This is a genomic window from Novosphingobium sp. NFX11 (genome assembly GCF_057376415.1).
This window is the reverse complement of the sequence record NZ_CP080384.1, coordinates 693,231-707,482: the sequence shown is the minus strand read 5'-3', so window position 1 is coordinate 707,482 and position 14,252 is coordinate 693,231. Positions and strand designations below refer to the sequence as shown.

The 14,252-nt window shown below is 66.7% G+C and carries 12 protein-coding genes; 7 read left to right on the top strand and 5 right to left on the bottom strand.

Going from position 1 to position 14,252, the window contains the following annotated elements:
- Positions 1–224 precede the first annotated feature (224 nt).
- The 5 genes from KZO24_RS03710 to KZO24_RS03690 all read left to right on the top strand — a co-directional run bounded on the left by KZO24_RS03710 (position 225) and on the right by KZO24_RS03690 (position 3,589).
- Positions 225–1,298: an AbrB family transcriptional regulator gene (locus KZO24_RS03710; protein WP_069708054.1), complete on the top strand. Its 1,074-nt coding sequence runs from the start codon at positions 225–227 to the stop codon at positions 1,296–1,298.
- Positions 1,291–2,064 (top strand): hypothetical protein, encoded by a 774-nt coding sequence (locus tag KZO24_RS03705; RefSeq protein WP_486486887.1) that lies wholly within the window; start codon positions 1,291–1,293, stop codon positions 2,062–2,064. The genes KZO24_RS03710 and KZO24_RS03705 overlap by 8 nt, the downstream gene beginning before the upstream one ends.
- Positions 2,034–2,360: a hypothetical protein gene (locus tag KZO24_RS03700; RefSeq protein ID WP_486486886.1), complete on the top strand. Its 327-nt coding sequence runs from the start codon at positions 2,034–2,036 to the stop codon at positions 2,358–2,360. The genes KZO24_RS03705 and KZO24_RS03700 overlap by 31 nt, the downstream gene beginning before the upstream one ends.
- Positions 2,357–3,010 carry a YjbE family putative metal transport protein gene (locus KZO24_RS03695; protein WP_271184767.1) on the top strand — a complete coding sequence of 218 codons (654 nt, stop codon included), beginning with the start codon at positions 2,357–2,359 and terminating at the stop codon, positions 3,008–3,010. The genes KZO24_RS03700 and KZO24_RS03695 overlap by 4 nt, the downstream gene beginning before the upstream one ends.
- A 135-nt stretch (positions 3,011–3,145) precedes the next feature.
- On the top strand, positions 3,146–3,589 hold the full coding sequence (locus KZO24_RS03690) for an Rrf2 family transcriptional regulator (protein WP_271184766.1): 444 nt from the start codon (positions 3,146–3,148) through the stop codon (positions 3,587–3,589).
- A gap of 10 nt (positions 3,590–3,599) precedes the next feature.
- Here KZO24_RS03690 and KZO24_RS03685 read toward each other — a convergent pair whose 3' ends face one another.
- Positions 3,600–4,397 (bottom strand): transporter, encoded by a 798-nt coding sequence (locus KZO24_RS03685; protein ID WP_271184765.1) that lies wholly within the window; start codon positions 4,395–4,397, stop codon positions 3,600–3,602.
- A gap of 182 nt (positions 4,398–4,579) precedes the next feature.
- On the opposite strand from KZO24_RS03685, the gene KZO24_RS03680 reads away from it, so the two are divergent.
- Together KZO24_RS03680 and KZO24_RS03675 are read left to right on the top strand one after the other, a co-directional pair.
- Positions 4,580–5,374 carry an SDR family oxidoreductase gene (locus KZO24_RS03680; protein WP_271184764.1) on the top strand — a complete coding sequence of 265 codons (795 nt, stop codon included), beginning with the start codon at positions 4,580–4,582 and terminating at the stop codon, positions 5,372–5,374.
- Positions 5,375–5,548: 174 nt separating this feature from the next.
- Positions 5,549–7,300 (top strand): chloride channel protein, encoded by a 1,752-nt coding sequence (locus KZO24_RS03675; protein ID WP_370424749.1) that lies wholly within the window; start codon positions 5,549–5,551, stop codon positions 7,298–7,300.
- A 124-nt stretch (positions 7,301–7,424) separates the two neighbouring features.
- Here the strand turns inward: KZO24_RS03675 and KZO24_RS03670 are convergent, their stop codons facing one another.
- From KZO24_RS03670 to KZO24_RS03655, 4 genes are all read right to left on the bottom strand, one after another.
- Complete coding sequence (locus KZO24_RS03670; protein WP_271184763.1) at positions 7,425–9,317, bottom strand: CocE/NonD family hydrolase; 1,893 nt, start codon at positions 9,315–9,317, stop codon at positions 7,425–7,427.
- 272 nt (positions 9,318–9,589) lie between these two features.
- Positions 9,590–10,963: a class II 3-deoxy-7-phosphoheptulonate synthase gene (locus KZO24_RS03665; RefSeq protein WP_036523741.1), complete on the bottom strand. Its 1,374-nt coding sequence runs from the start codon at positions 10,961–10,963 to the stop codon at positions 9,590–9,592.
- Positions 10,964–11,244: 281 nt separating this feature from the next.
- Positions 11,245–13,458: an insulinase family protein gene (locus KZO24_RS03660; RefSeq protein ID WP_486486885.1), complete on the bottom strand. Its 2,214-nt coding sequence runs from the start codon at positions 13,456–13,458 to the stop codon at positions 11,245–11,247.
- Positions 13,424–14,203, bottom strand: coding sequence for a M16 family metallopeptidase (locus tag KZO24_RS03655; protein WP_486486884.1), 780 nt, complete (start codon positions 14,201–14,203; stop codon positions 13,424–13,426). Before KZO24_RS03655 ends, KZO24_RS03660 begins: the two co-directional genes overlap by 35 nt.
- Positions 14,204–14,252: the final 49 nt, after the last annotated feature.

Here is a 14,252-nt window from a genome sequence, read left to right as displayed (position 1 = left end):
TCAGGGTCCATCGGGCCCCGTGGGCCGGAGCGTCGGGCCGCAAGCCGCCGGTTCCGCCGGCGAAACGACCCTCCGGCGCAAACCGGGGATGGACCCTGAAACAAGTTCAGGGTGACGATGGATGTACTTCGAAGTGATCTCCCCCTTCGTCATTGCGAGCATAGCGAAGCAACCCAGGGCGGCCTCACACCGCTCTGGATTGCCGCGCCCCTGCGGGGCTCGCAATGACGGTGCGGGGGATCATCGGTGACGCGGGGACGCTGGGCGTCATCCTGCGCTTCATCGCCGCACTCGCCGTCGGCGCGTGCGGCGGCGCCTTCTTCTGGTCGATCCATGCCCCGCTGCCGTGGGTGCTGGGATCGATGACCGCGTGCGCGGCGGGCAGCATCGCGCGCCTGCCGATCGCCGCGAATTCCGCCACCCGCAGGCCGATGTCGGCCGTGCTCGGCGTCGTGCTGGGCAGTGCGTTCCACCCCGGCATAGCCGCGCAGGCGGCGCAGTGGATCGTGCCGATCGCACTGCTACCGCTGTTCCTGACCAGCGCCGCCATCGCCTGCGTCTTCTATTTCCGCAAGATCGCAAAGTTCGACCCGCCCACCGCCTACTTCGCCGGAATGCCGGGAGGCATCGCCGAGATGGTCGTCCTCGGCTCCGAGCGCGGCGCGGACGAGCGCACGATCGGCCTGATACACGGCGCGCGGATATTCCTCGTCGTCTTCATCCTCCCCTTCCTCATCCGCCTGTTCGAGGCGGAGACCGGCCACGCCCCGCTTCCTCCCCAGGTTTCGGGCGTGGCCGACTGGACCTTGCTGCCATGGGCGCTAGGCTGCATGATCGTCGGCAGCGTGATCGGCCGCGCGCTGAAACTCCCCGCGTGGCACCTGATGGGGCCGCTGTTCGTCAGCGCCGCCGTCCACCTGACGGGCCTCAGCGACTTCCACATCCCGGCATGGGCCATCGCCGCCGCGCAGGTCGGCCTCGGCGCGACGATCGGCTGCCGTTTCGTAGGGCTGGACCTGCCGACGCTGCTGCGCACGCTGATGCTGGCGGCGGGATCGACCGCGATCCTCTTGGTCATAACCTTCGTCTGGGCATTCGGCATCGGCTGGGCTACCGGACTGGACCCGGCGCTGCTGACGCTGGCCTACTCGCCCGGCGGCGTGGCGGAAATGAGCATGGTGGCCCTCAGCCTCGCACTGGAGGCAAGCTTCGTGGTCGTCCACCACCTCGTCCGCGTGGTGCTGGTCATCATCGGCGCGCCCGCCGCGTTCACGTTCATGAGGTCGCCAGATGCCTGATCCCTTCCGCGAACAGATCGCCATCCTCTACCAGGCGATCGAACCGCCGGTGATCGACGGCCAGCGCAAGGACGCCAAGCCCGGCGGCTATTCTGACAGCGGCGCCGACATGGGCGTCGCGCTGCGCTCGGTCGGCTGCACGCTGGTGACGCCGGTGGCCGATCCCGATCCCACATCGGTGTTCGACTGGGTCTGGCCCGACACGCCCGACGGCATCGACGCCGCGCTGGCAGCAGGCGCGACGCTGCTCTGGGCCAACACCGTCGTGTTCGACGGCCACCCGATCGAAGCCGCCAGCCGCCGCGCATGGGTGGTCAGCGCCGATCCGCGCACCATGCAAGAGGTGGACGACAAAGCCGCCACCAACGCCCGCCTCGCCGCCGAGGGCCTGCCCGTCGCCGGTTCCTGGGTGGTCGACGGCGCCGCGCCCGATATTGAGGCGCAGCTTGCCGCCTTCGCCGGGCACCTCCCGCTGGTGGTCAAGCCTTTGCGCGGGCGCGGCAGTCAGGGCGTCAGCGTCGCGCGCAGCATTGAAGAGATGATCGCGAGCACCCGCGCCATCGTCGCAGGCGGCAAATTCGGCACCGCAATCATGATCGAGCAGTTCCTGCCGGGTCAGGAAATCACGATCACCGTCATGCCCGCAGCGGGACGAGAGGGGGCAACCGGCCCCTTCGCCCTCCCCCGGTCCGCCGATTCGACCAGCATGACGACGTCGCGCCCTACAACGGCGACGTGCCCGTCAGCACCAACAGCGCCGCGATGACGGGCGAGGAATGCGCTGACCCGGCCATCGTCGTGGTCACCGCCGCCTGCGAGCAGGCCGCCGCGATCATCGGCATCCGCACCCCGATGCGGATCGACTGCCGCCAGGACGTGACCGGCGCCTACCTGCTGTTCGACGTCAACATCAAACCCAACCTCACCGGCGCGGGCCGACCCGGCCGCGAGCATGAGGACAGCCTTTCCACAATCGCCGCCGCCGCTGTAGGCTGGCGCTACGCAGACCTCCTCGTCGCGGCCATCCGCGGCGCGTGGACCAACAGGGACAATACCGCATGACCGACTTGTGGCAGCACATCGTTGCCGACTTCTCCAACATCACCAGCCCGGCCGCGCTGTCCGCCTTCGGGCAGGTGGTGCTGATCGACATCATGCTGGCCGCCGACAACGCGATCGTCGTCGGCGCCCTCGCCGCCGGGCTTCCCGCCGCGATGCGCCGCAAGGTCATCATGATCGGCGTGATCGCCGCGCTGGTGCTGCGCGTCGCCTTCGCGCTCGTGGTAAGCCAGCTGATGCAGATCGTCGGCCTCGTCTTCGCGGGCGGGCTCCTGCTCGTCTGGGTGGCATGGAAGATGTGGCGCGAACTGCGCGAGGACCACACCGACGAGCACCCAGATTCGACCATCGCCAAGGTCGCCCCACGCAGCTTCGCCGGCGCGGCATGGGCCGTCGCCGTCGCCGACGTCAGCATGAGCATCGACAATGTGCTGGCAGTCGCGGGCGCGGCCCGCGATCACCCCGGCATCCTTGCCGTCGGCCTGATCCTCTCGGTTGCGCTGATGGGCATTGCCGCCAACGTGCTCGCCCGCGTGATCGAGCGCTATCGCTGGCTCGCCTACGTCGGTCTTATGGTGATCCTGTGGGTCGCGGGCAAGATGATCTGGGAGGGCCTCGTCGACCCTTCGCGCGGAATCATTGCCCTGTTCTGAACGATAAATGCGGACGGCAGGCGACGAACCGCCTGCCGTCCGACCGCCCCGTGATGAGACATTGTATCGGCACGGGTTGCATCGCACTGCACTTGCACGGCATGAGTATCCGATGAACAGCTTCGGAACGCCTGCGTGCAACTGACCCGTTACACCGACTATGCCGTGCGCGTCCTGCTGCATGTCGGTGCGAGGGACGAAGGGGACCTCTCCTCGATCGCCGAGATCGCGCAGACTTACGACATTTCACGCAATCATCTTATGAAAGTGGTGCAGGATCTTGGCCAGGCCGGGTTTCTAGAAACCGTACGCGGTCGTGGCGGCGGGCTGAGGCTGGGTCGCCAGGCGAACGAGATCACCGTCGGCGAGGTTGTACGCCATACCGAAACCGGCTTCCAGCTGGTCGACTGCACGAGTTGCATAGTGCACACCGCCTGCACCCTTCCGCGCGTCTTCAACGAGGCGACACGTGCCTTTCTCGACGTGCTTGATCGTTACACGCTGGCCGATGCACTTACCCGCCGCGACGATCTGCGGCAGATTTTCCGCACTTTTGCCCCGGCCGATCAGGCACTCTGACCCACGGGCGTCAGAACCGCCGCGACACCCCGAAGTACACCTCCATGTCGGGTGCATCCCTATCCAGTCCGGCATTGGCACCGACGTCCAGCTGAAGATCGTCCGCCGGCTGCCAGCCGAGCGACAATCCGGCGAGATGCTCGACATGGCGATGCTGCGGATCGCGATCCGCCGTCAGCTGGTATTCGGCCGTAGCGGTCAGGCTGTCGTCGAGCTTCAGCGCAGCGCCTACTGCCTCGTCGAACGCGAAGTGCCGCCCGTGGCCATCCTCGTCCACGGCAGCCTCGAAGTCCGTGGTGGTGACGAGGCTCACCGCATCAGTAAGTTCGTAGAACAGCGGCACCTGCAGACCCGCCGCCCAGTCCCCGGCGCCGACCGGCTCGCGTCCGACCGGGAGCGATACGAAGGGCATCAGCGCAATCGAAAAGCCGGAGCCGTCCGGATTGATCAGATTGCGGCGCAACGCCAGCGTCACGTCACCTACGCTCGTCACATGATCGACGCCCCCGCTTGCCCGATCCCTCGTACGAGCGAGGCCGAGCGCCGACCACTCCACCTGCAGTTCGGCATGCTCGGCGATGCCACGGCGCAGCAGGGTATCGCCGAGCAGGATCACGTCCTGCCGCTGGCTGGTATCCCGGTTCAGGGTCCAGTCGCCCACGCCCACCTCGACCGACCATTCGCCCGGCCCGAGCGTGCATGCAGGCGTGGAAATGCCCGGACGATCGGGGCAGTAGTCGCGGTCCTCGGCCCGCACCATCGACGGCAGCGCGGTCAGGCAGAGGAAGACGAGCAGGCGGTTACGCAATGATGAATTCCTCACGGCAGGGCATCAGGCAGAATACGCCGCGCCATACTCGGTTCCCCGCGACCGCAAAGCCCGTGGTCCGGGACGCCCGAGCGATACTTGCGCCGGGTTAGCATCGCCGCCGCGACACGGCGGAGCGGGCTGCGCTAGCCAGACCCTCGATACGATCTGGGGAGATGAATATGAAGATCGACAACACCCTTGCCGCCGTGGTCACCGGCGGCGCCTCGGGCCTTGGCCGGGCGAGTGCGAAGGCGCTGGCCGATGCAGGCGTTAAGGTCGCCATCTTCGACATCAGCGAGGACGCGGGCGAAGCGTTCGCGGCGGAAATCGGCGGCGTGTTCTGCAACGTCGACATCACCAGCGAGGAGAGCGTCGAGGCCGGCTTCGCCAAGGCGCGCGAGGCCCATGGGCAGGAGCGCATCGTCGTCCACTGCGCAATCGTCGCGGGCGGCGGCAAGACCGTCTCGTTCGACAAGAAGACCGGCGGCTACAAGCGCACGCCGACCGAGCAGATCGCCAAGTCGGCCGAAGGAATCTTCACCGCCTCCTACCGCGTCGCCTCGATCGCGGCGCTGGGCATGGCAACGGCCGAGACCCTGAACGATGACGGCGAACGCGGCACGATCATCCTCACCTCCTCGGCCGCCGCAGAGGACGGACAGATCGGTCAGGTCGCCTACGGCGGCGGCAAGGGCGCAGTGAACGCGATGGTCCTGCCGATGGCGCGCGACCTCATGGACCTCGGCATCCGCGTCAACGCGATCATGCCCGGCACTTTCGCGACGCCGCCAATGCTGCGCGTCAAGGAACATGCGCCCGAAGTGTACGAGAACCTCGGCAAGGCGGTGCCCTTCCCGCGCCGTCTCGGCAATCCGGAGGAGTTCGGCTCGCTGGTGCTCGAACTGGTGCGCAACATCTATTTCAACGGCCAATGCATCCGCCTCGACGGCGCGATCCGCATGCCGCCGAAGTAAGCGAACACCCACCCCGTACGGCTAGGTCGCTGCGCTCCCAAGCCTTCCGGCCCTCCCGCAGGCGGGAGGGCGTGCCGCTGTTTCTCCCTCCCGCCTGCGGGAGGGGCTGGGAGTGGGTCTTTTCCCATCTTACTTCCGCTTGACTCCCCCTCCCTGCCCGGCCCAATCGGCCCGATGCGACGCATGGGGATTCACGCTCTCAAGGCCCTGGCCATCCGGCAGCGCCAGCGGCTGCGGTCGAGCGAAATGGCCTTCATCGTGCTGGCCCTCGTCGCCGGGCTGGCGGCGGGCTGGCTAACGAACCTGCAGGGCTTCATCGCCCACGGCATCCAGCGACTGCTCTACGGCATCGGCGACAACCGGCTGAGCGCGCTCGGCGAGATCCGCAACTGGTGGCGCCTACTGGCGCTGCCGCTGGGCGGGCTGGTGCTGGTGGCAATGACGCATTTCCTGAAAGCCCGCCGCCGCGCCCCGATCGACGTCGTCGAGGCCAACGCGCTGCACAGCGGCCGCATTCCCTTCGTCGACAACCTGGTGATCTCGGTCCAGACGATCCTCTCCAATGGCGCGGGTGCATCGGTGGGGCTGGAGGCGGCTTATGCGCAGATGGGCGGCGGCGTCGCCTCGGTGCTGGGGCAGTGGTTCAAGCTGCGCCGCTCGGACATGCGCACCCTTGTCGGCGCGGGCGCGGGCGCAGCGGTCGGCGCCGCGTTCGGAGCGCCGCTGGCGGGCGCGTTCTACGCCTTCGAGATCGTCATCGGAACATATACGCCCGCCGCGATCGCTCCGGTCGTGGCTGCCGCGCTGGGCGCCGCCTTCGTGACGCGGGCGCTGGGAGTGGAGCCCTACCTCATCGCCACCGCCGCCGACCGGACGCTGACCACCGGCGACTACTTCATCTACACCATCCTGGGCCTCGCCTGCGCGCTGGTGGGCATCGCGATGATGCGTCTCGTCACCTTCGCGGAGCAGAAGATGCAGGGCGCAAGCGGTCGCATCGCGCGCTGGAAGCCGGTGATCGGCGGGTTCCTGCTGATGCCGCTCGCCATGGTGACCCCGCAGACGCTTTCCGCCGGGCACGGGGCGATGCACCTCAACATCGCGATGCAACCGGCGCTGCAGTTCCTCGTCACCGTGCTGGTGCTCAAGGTGCTGGCCTCCGCGATCTCGATCGCCTTCGGATTTCGCGGCGGCCTGTTCTTCGCCTCGCTGTTCATCGGCTCGCTGGTCGGGCTGATCTTCGCCGCGCTCGCATCGATGGCGGGTATCGCGCTCGACATCAACGACGCCGCGCTGGTCGGCATGTCGGCGCTCGCGGTCTCGGTGGTGGGCGGCCCGATGACGCTCGCCATGCTGATGCTGGAGACCACCCACGACTTCGCGCTGATGGGCGTTGTGCTGACCGCCTCGCTGGTGTCGAGCGCGCTGACCCGCGAGACCTTCGGCTATTCGTTCTCCACCTGGCGCCTGCACGTGCGCGGCTCGATCATCCGGTCCCCGCGCGATATCGGCTGGATGCTGGCGCTGACGGCCGGGCGCATCATGCGCAAGGACTGGAAGAGCGCAGCGGCCAGCCTCTCGGTCGCAGACTTCCGCGCGCAAGTGCCGCTGGGTTCGACGAGCAAGGCGATCCTGCTCGATGACGAGGGGCACTACGCCGGGATCGTGGCGACGGCTTCGGCGTACAATCCCGAACTGGCGCCCGATACACAAGTGGGCACGCTGGCGACGCTGCAGGCGAACACCCTATCGCCGGTCACGGACATCCGGGCGATGCTGAAAGCCTTCGACCTTGCCGTGGCGGACGAACTGGCGGTGGTGGACGGCGTCGGCAACGTCGTGGGCGTGGTGACCGAACGGCACGCGAGGCGACGCTACTTCGAGGAAATCGAAGCCTCGCAGCGGGAACTGTTCGGGGAGAATTGAGGGCGCGGGGTGCGCCCGGCCGGTCCGTCGTCTTCCTACCTCGTCATTCCCGCGAAGGCGGGGGTGACAACGTAATTTTGAGTTGGAGAGACACCTCCCGCTGGCAGGAGGTGTCCCTTTCAGATCAGTCCTGAGCCACCGGCAGCCACACCGCGCTGGCCTGATCGCCGCCGAAGTGCACCGTCTCGGTCGCCTTCACGTAGTCCTTGGGCTTGGCATCCATGATCGAGGGCACCCAGCTCTGCGGATTGCGATCGTAGAGCGGGAACAGGCTCGACTGCACCTGCACCATGATCTTGTGCCCCGGCAGGAACACATGATCGACGTTGGGCAGCGCCCACTTGAAGTCGTAGACCTTGCCCGGCTCCAGCGCCTGCGGCTTGTCGAAACCGCCGACGTAGCGGCCGCGGAAGATCTCGATGCCGATGCCCAGCTGGTAGCCCGCCATCTTCGGATCGGCGGTGTTCTCCTGAGGGTAGACGTCGATCAGCTTGACGACATAGTCGCTGTCCTGCCCGGACGTCGCCGCACGCAAGTCCACCTTGGGCGCGCCCTTGATGTGGACCGGCTTGTCGAGCACGCCGGTCTGGTAGCTCAGCACGTCGGTACGGCCGTCGGCGAAGCGCTGGTCCTGCACCAACCAGGTCTTCCACTCATCACCCTTCATCGAGATCGGGCGCGGCAGCATCGGCACAGGCTTGGCCGGGTCCGAGACGTAGCTGTCGGAACCCGACTCGCCTTTGGTCCACGACAGCGAGGAATTCACGCCGAGGTAGAGCGGGGTATAGGCGCCCGCCGGCCATGCCTGCGACACCTCCCACTTGTTTGCACCAGTGGCGTACGTCAGCACCGGCGGCGTATCGCAGGCAGGCGCGTTCGTCTTGAGGTGGCAGTCGAAGAACGGCTTCATGTACTGCGTGCGAAACTGCAGGCCGGTGTCACCCTCCCACTTCAGCGGGCCGAGTTCGCGAGCTTCGTAGTTCACCTGAGAATGCCGCCACGGACCGATGACGAGGCTGACGTTGTCGTTGCCGCCCGCCTTCAGCGCCTGATAGACCGCCGGAGCGCCGTAGCTGTCCTCCTGGTCCCACTGGCCGACCACCAGCATCGTCGGCACCGTCAGCTTGCGCGCGCCGAGCAGCTTGTCGACCGCCTGCCCCTGCCACCATGCATCATAGCTCGGGTGCTCCAGCACCTTGCGCACCACCGGCAGATCGAGCAGGCCATAAGCCCGGGCGTAGTCCATCGCCGAGCCACCTTCGAGGTAGGCGGTGTAATCGTCACCGCCGCCACGCGGAACATCGCCGCCACCCTTCTTCACCGTCTGGCCGAGGTCGTAATCGAAGCCGAACATGCGGAAGGCGCCGTTGTGGAACCAGTCATCGCCCATCCAGCCATCGACCATCGGGCTCTGCGGCACGGCGGCCTTGAGCGCCGGGTGCGGATCGATCAGCGCCATCAGCGAGGTGAAGCCAAGATACGACGAGCCGGTGATGCCGACCTTGCCGTTGCTCTCCTTCACGTTCTTCACCAGCCAGTCGATCGTGTCGTAGGCGTCGGTGGCGTGGTCCACCCTGGTCTTGTTGAGCGGCCCACGCAGCGGGCGGTTCATGACGTAGTCGCCCTCCGACCCGTCCAGCCCGCGCACGTCCTGATAGACGCGGATGTAGCCATCGTTGACGAACTCGGCGTCGGCGACGGGCAGGATTTCCTCGATCTTCTGGCTGCGGTTGCGGCTGCTCATCTTGTCCGCATTGTACGGCGTGCGGCTGAGCAGGATCGGGCCGCCCTGCGTGCCCTTGCGGTAGATGATGACGGTGAACAGCTTGGTCCCGTCACGCATCGGGATCATCACCGTCTTGCGCACGTAGTCCGCCTGAGGGCGAACCCAGTCGTAGGACTTCACCTGCTCGTTCATCATGGTGTCGGTGGGCGCCTGCGCGGAAAGCGACGAGGCAAGAGCGAGGGCCGCGACGGCGGCGGCAGTATAGCCGAGGGGGCGGAAATGCTTTGTCATGGTCGCATGGGTGGACCGTGCATTTCCTGGGGTCAAGACGGGAAGAGAGACGCAGGGGTTTACGTTCCGCAGGCCCCGTATATCGGCATCACCTCCCCAATCCGTCATTGCGAGCGAAGCGAAGCAACCCAGGGCAGCACTACACGGCCCTGGGTTGCTTCGCTTCGCTCGCAATGACGAAGTTTGGGCTTCGGTGTGGGCCATAACTGCGCGCACACCGAAGCCATTTCACGGGGTGCAGGGGTGGTAAACCCCTGCCTTCCCCTTCAACTTCAAGCCGCCTGCTTCTGCCCCTGAGTAGCCTCAAGGTTCAGCAGGTCCGCCATCTCGAACGCCAGTTCGATCGACTGCGCACCGTTCAAACGCGGATCGCAGTGCGTGTGGTAGCGGTCCTTCAGCGCCTCGTCGGTGATGGCGATGGCGCCGCCGGTGCATTCGGTCACGTCCTGCCCGGTCATCTCGATATGGATGCCGCCAGCGTGCGTGCCTTCCGCGCGGTGCACCGCGAAGAAGCCGCGCACTTCGGCGAGGATGCGGTCGAACGGACGGGTCTTGAAGCCGCTGTCCGACTTGATGACGTTGCCGTGCATCGGGTCGCACGACCACACCACCGGATGACCTTCGCGCTTTACGGCGCGCACCAGCTTGGGCAGGCCGGCTTCGACCTTGTCGTGGCCGTAGCGGCTGATGAGCGTCATGCGGCCCGGCTCGCGGCCCGGGTTCAGCGTGTCGAGCATCCGCAGCAGCGCGTCCGGCTCAAGCGACGGACCGCACTTCATGCCGATCGGGTTACCGACGCCGCGCAGGTATTCGACGTGGGCCGAGCCCTCGAAGCGGGTGCGGTCGCCGATCCACAGCATGTGCGCCGAGCAGTCATACCAGTCGCCGGTCAGCGAATCGCGGCGGGTCAGCGCCTGCTCGTAAGGAAGCAGCAGCGCTTCGTGGCTGGTGTAGAAGTCGGTGCCCTGCAACTGCGGAACCGAGCTGGGTTCGACACCGCAAGCCGCCATGAAGTCGAGCGCTTCACCGATGCGATCGGCCATCTGCGAGAACTTCTCGCCCCAGGGGCTGCGGCCGATGTGGTCGAGCGTCCACTGGTGGACCTGGCGCAAGTTGGCATAGCCGCCGTGCGCGAAGGCGCGCAGCAGGTTCAGCGTCGAGGACGACTGACCATAGGCGCGCAGCATGCGCTCGGGATCGTTGCGGCGCGCCTCGGCGTTGCCTTCGATGCCGTTGATGATGTCGCCGAAGTAGCTGGGCATCTCGACGCCGCCGACCATCTCGGTCGGGGCCGAGCGCGGCTTGGCGAACTGGCCGGCCATGCGGCCCAGCTTCACCACCGGCTGCTTGCTGGCGAAGGTCAGCACGACCGCCATCTGCAGCAGCACGCGGAAGCTGTCGCGGATGTTGTCGGCGCTGAATTCGGCAAAGCTCTCGGCGCAGTCACCGCCCTGGAGCAGGAAACCGCGACCGGCGGCGACTTCGGCAAGGTCGGCCTTCAGAGCACGGGCTTCACCGGCAAAGACGAGCGGCGGAAACTTCGCAAGCGTGGCCTCGACCTCGCTGAGTTTCGCCTGATCGCCATAAACCGGGAGGTGGCGCGCCTCTTGCGTCTTCCAGCTCTCCGGTGTCCAGTTGGTAGCCACTGTATCGTACTCCTCTGGCCCGTCACCTGATTGTGTGGGCTTTTCCAAGCGCTGCAGGTCCTCCCGGGCAGCGCAAGCAAGGCGCGGCCTTTAGCGCTTGTCGGCAATTTTTGCAAAGCCGGGTTTGGCGATCATGGTGATCGGTTGCGTGATGGGTATGAGAAAGGCCCACCCCGCTGCGACTAGGCGATAAATCGCCAAGTCTCGCGGCCCTCCCGCAAGCGGGAGGGCGCTACGTTCTGCTTCCTCCCGCAAGCGGGAGGGGCTGGGGTGGGCTCTTCCTACTTCCCCGCCACGCCGCCTTCCTTGCCCTCGGGCATCACTTCAAGCCGCCACGAATGGTCACGGCCGAGATACCGCGCCGCCAACGCCTGCATCGCCTGCGGGGTGGTGACCGTGTAGTCGCTCAGCACCGAGCGGACGGTGCCGATGCGGGTGGGATCGGTCGTCGCGCCTTCGAGCTGGCTCATGAAGAACGAGGTGCTCGACGCCGCACGGGTCACCTGCTGGCGCAGCGGCTCAGTGACGAGCGCCAGTTCGTCCGCCGTGGGAGGGTTGGCGATGAGGTCCTGCGCGATCTCGTCGGCGGTCTGGAAGAACACCGGCACGGACTTGGGATCGACCTGCGCCACCGCCGTGATCGAGCCGCCTGCGGCAAGGTCCACCGGCCACTGCGAGTAGACGTAAGGCGCGTAGGACACGCCCAGCTTCTCACGCACCGCGTTCATCAGGCGGTTGGTGAACAGCTGCGTGAGGATTTCCAGCTGGCGCGATCTGCGGATGCCCATGACGCCGCCGCCGGTCGGCCAGGAAACCACCGCCGCCGCCTGATCCGGGTCGCCGTGGTGGATCAACTCGATCGGCTTGTCCGACGGCTGCGGCACGTCGATCTTCGCCTGCACCGCGCTGACCGGCGCGGGCTGGCGCGACTTGAGCGCGCCGAAGGTCTTCTCCAGCGCGGCGATGGCGGCGGCCTTGTCGAAGTCGCCGAAGATCTGGACTTCGACGGGGCCTTCCTTGAGCGCCTTGCTCCAGACGCGCTTGAAGCCGTCCGCCGTCGTCGCCTCGATCTGGTCGGGCGTGGGGGTGGCGAAGCGCTTGTCCTGACCGCGCTGGTAGAACTGCAGGTCGCGGTTCAGCACGCCCTGCGGCGAGGTGTTGAACGTGGCGTACTGGATCGCCGCCGCGGCCTTGGCGCGGGTGAAGGGCGCGACGTCCCACTTGGGCAGGTCCAGCTTGGCCGCGAACAGGTAGAGCTGATCGGCAAGGTCGGACGGGCGCGTCTCTGCGGAGAGCTGGAACGAGGCGTCCTGCACCTCGAAGTCGAAGCCCATCTTGCGGCCGGTGGAGATGCGATCGAGATCGTCCTGCCCCAAAGTGGCAAGGCCCGAGCCGACCAGCGCATAGTTACCCAGCGTGATGTAAGCTGCGTCCTTCGGGTCGATCGAGCGGTAGCCGCCGCCAAAGCGCGCCTTGACCATGACGCGGCCCGGCTCCTCGACCACCGGCCACAGCATCGCCTTCACGCCGTTGGCAAAAGTCAGTTCCTCGATTTCGAGGAGGCCGGTCGGCACGTCGCTGACGGCCTTCTTGGCCGCACCGATCGCGGGCAGCTTTTCGAACGAGATCGGCTTGAGTGCCGCGCGCACGCTGGCGTCGGCCTTGACCGGCTCGGAGAGCGCGAGTTGCAGCGCCTTGTCGGTGGCGGCGCCGTCCTTCTGCACGGTGAACAGGGCGCGGGTGACGTTGCCGGTGAACAGCTTGCGAGTGTGCTCCAGTACTGCCTGCGGGGTGAACAACGGCTTCGACTTGCGGAAGATGTCCAGCACGTCCTGCGGCGCGGCCACCGTCTCGCGGATGTCGAGCGCGTTGACGAGGTCGTCGGCGATCTTGCTGCCGGGCAGGATGCGCTGCTGCTCGACCGGGACCTGGAAAGCGACTTCCATCTCGGCCGCCTCGCGGTCGATCTCCGCCTGCGTCGGCGCACGGGTGAGTGCATCGGCGATCACCGCGCGCACGTCGCGAAGGCTGGCCTGCCAGTCATCACCCAGCGGCGTTACCGACACGAAGGTTGCGTCCGCCGAGCGCGCGACATCGTCCTGATTGACCGAGGCCGACAGGAAGCTGCCCCCTGCCCGCGCCTTGGATTCAAGGCGGCGATTGATGATCGCCTGAGCCAGCGCATCGGTCATCAGGCCCTGGTTGTAGGGAATGTTGTCGATCACCTGCCGCCACGGGCGCAGCACCGCGTACATCAGCGAGGGCGGCAGGTCGGGTTCGACCAGCACGCGAGTCTCGCCCACCGGGTTCTTCGGATCGGCGCCCGCAGGTGCCTCGGGATCGCCGAAGCTGGGGGCCACAGCCTTGGGACCGGGCACCTTCCAGTCGGTGAACCACTTCTTGACGTAGCTTTCCAGCATCGCAGGATCGACGTCACCGGCGACGATCACCGCCACGTTGTCAGGGCGATACCAGCGCGAATAGAACGCCCGCACACTTTGCGGCGTCGCCGAAGTCAGCGATCTCGAGCGTGCCGATCGGCTCCCGGTTGGCCAGCGGCTGCCCGGCATAGAGCACCTTCTGCATCGCGTCGGACACACGCTTGGAGGCACCGCCCCGCTCACGCATTTCCGACAGCACGATCGGCAGGTCCTGCTTGAGGTTCGAGGCCGAGAGCGTCGGCGCGGTGACCATGCCGCTCATCAGCTTGAACGTCTCGTCCAGCGAAGTCGGCGTGGCATTGGGCAGGTCGAGCTTGAACACGGTCTGCGTGGTGGAAGTCACCGCATTGGTATCGCTGCCGAAAGTCGCCCCGAGGCGCTGGAACGCCGCGATCGCAGTGCCCTCGGGGATGTACTTGGACTGGCGGAACAGCATGTGTTCGAGCAAATGCGCATAACCGCGCTCGCCATCGGTCTCGTAGAGCGAACCGGCATCGACGCGGATGCGGATCGAGACCTGGCCCGGCGGCACCCCGTTCTTGCGCACCGCATACTTGATGCCATTGGGCAGTTCGCCGAAGTGCCATTCCGGATCATGCGGAATGTCGCTGCCGCGATAGAGCCACGGATCGGCCTGGCCGACCGAGGGGGCCACGATCGGCGCAGTATCGGGCACCGACTGAGGCTGCGCGGTTTGCGCCTGCGCCTCCGCCTCCGGCACCAGCAGGAGCGGAATCGGAGCCTGGGCAAGGAGAAGCAGGCAGGCGAGCGAGCGAGCGGCGCGCGGGGAGGTCGTCATTACGCAAGGTATAGGGAGGCCTCTCCTTAAGGGCCAGTGAATAGCGCCG

Bases quoted from the DNA above. Each gene is read 5' to 3' on its own strand.
- KZO24_RS03710 (WP_069708054.1), top strand. From the start codon at position 225: ATGACGGTGCGGGGGATCATCGGTGACGCGGGGACGCTGGGCGTCATC.
- KZO24_RS03705 (WP_486486887.1), top strand. From the start codon at position 1,291: ATGCCTGATCCCTTCCGCGAACAGATCGCCATCCTCTACCAGGCGATC.
- KZO24_RS03675 (WP_370424749.1), top strand. From the start codon at position 5,549: ATGCGACGCATGGGGATTCACGCTCTCAAGGCCCTGGCCATCCGGCAG.
- KZO24_RS03655 (WP_486486884.1), bottom strand. From the start codon at position 14,203: ATGACGACCTCCCCGCGCGCCGCTCGCTCGCTCGCCTGCCTGCTTCTC.
- KZO24_RS03680 (WP_271184764.1), top strand. From the start codon at position 4,580: ATGAAGATCGACAACACCCTTGCCGCCGTGGTCACCGGCGGCGCCTCG.
- KZO24_RS03670 (WP_271184763.1), bottom strand. From the start codon at position 9,317: ATGACAAAGCATTTCCGCCCCCTCGGCTATACTGCCGCCGCCGTCGCG.
- KZO24_RS03695 (WP_271184767.1), top strand. From the start codon at position 2,357: ATGACCGACTTGTGGCAGCACATCGTTGCCGACTTCTCCAACATCACC.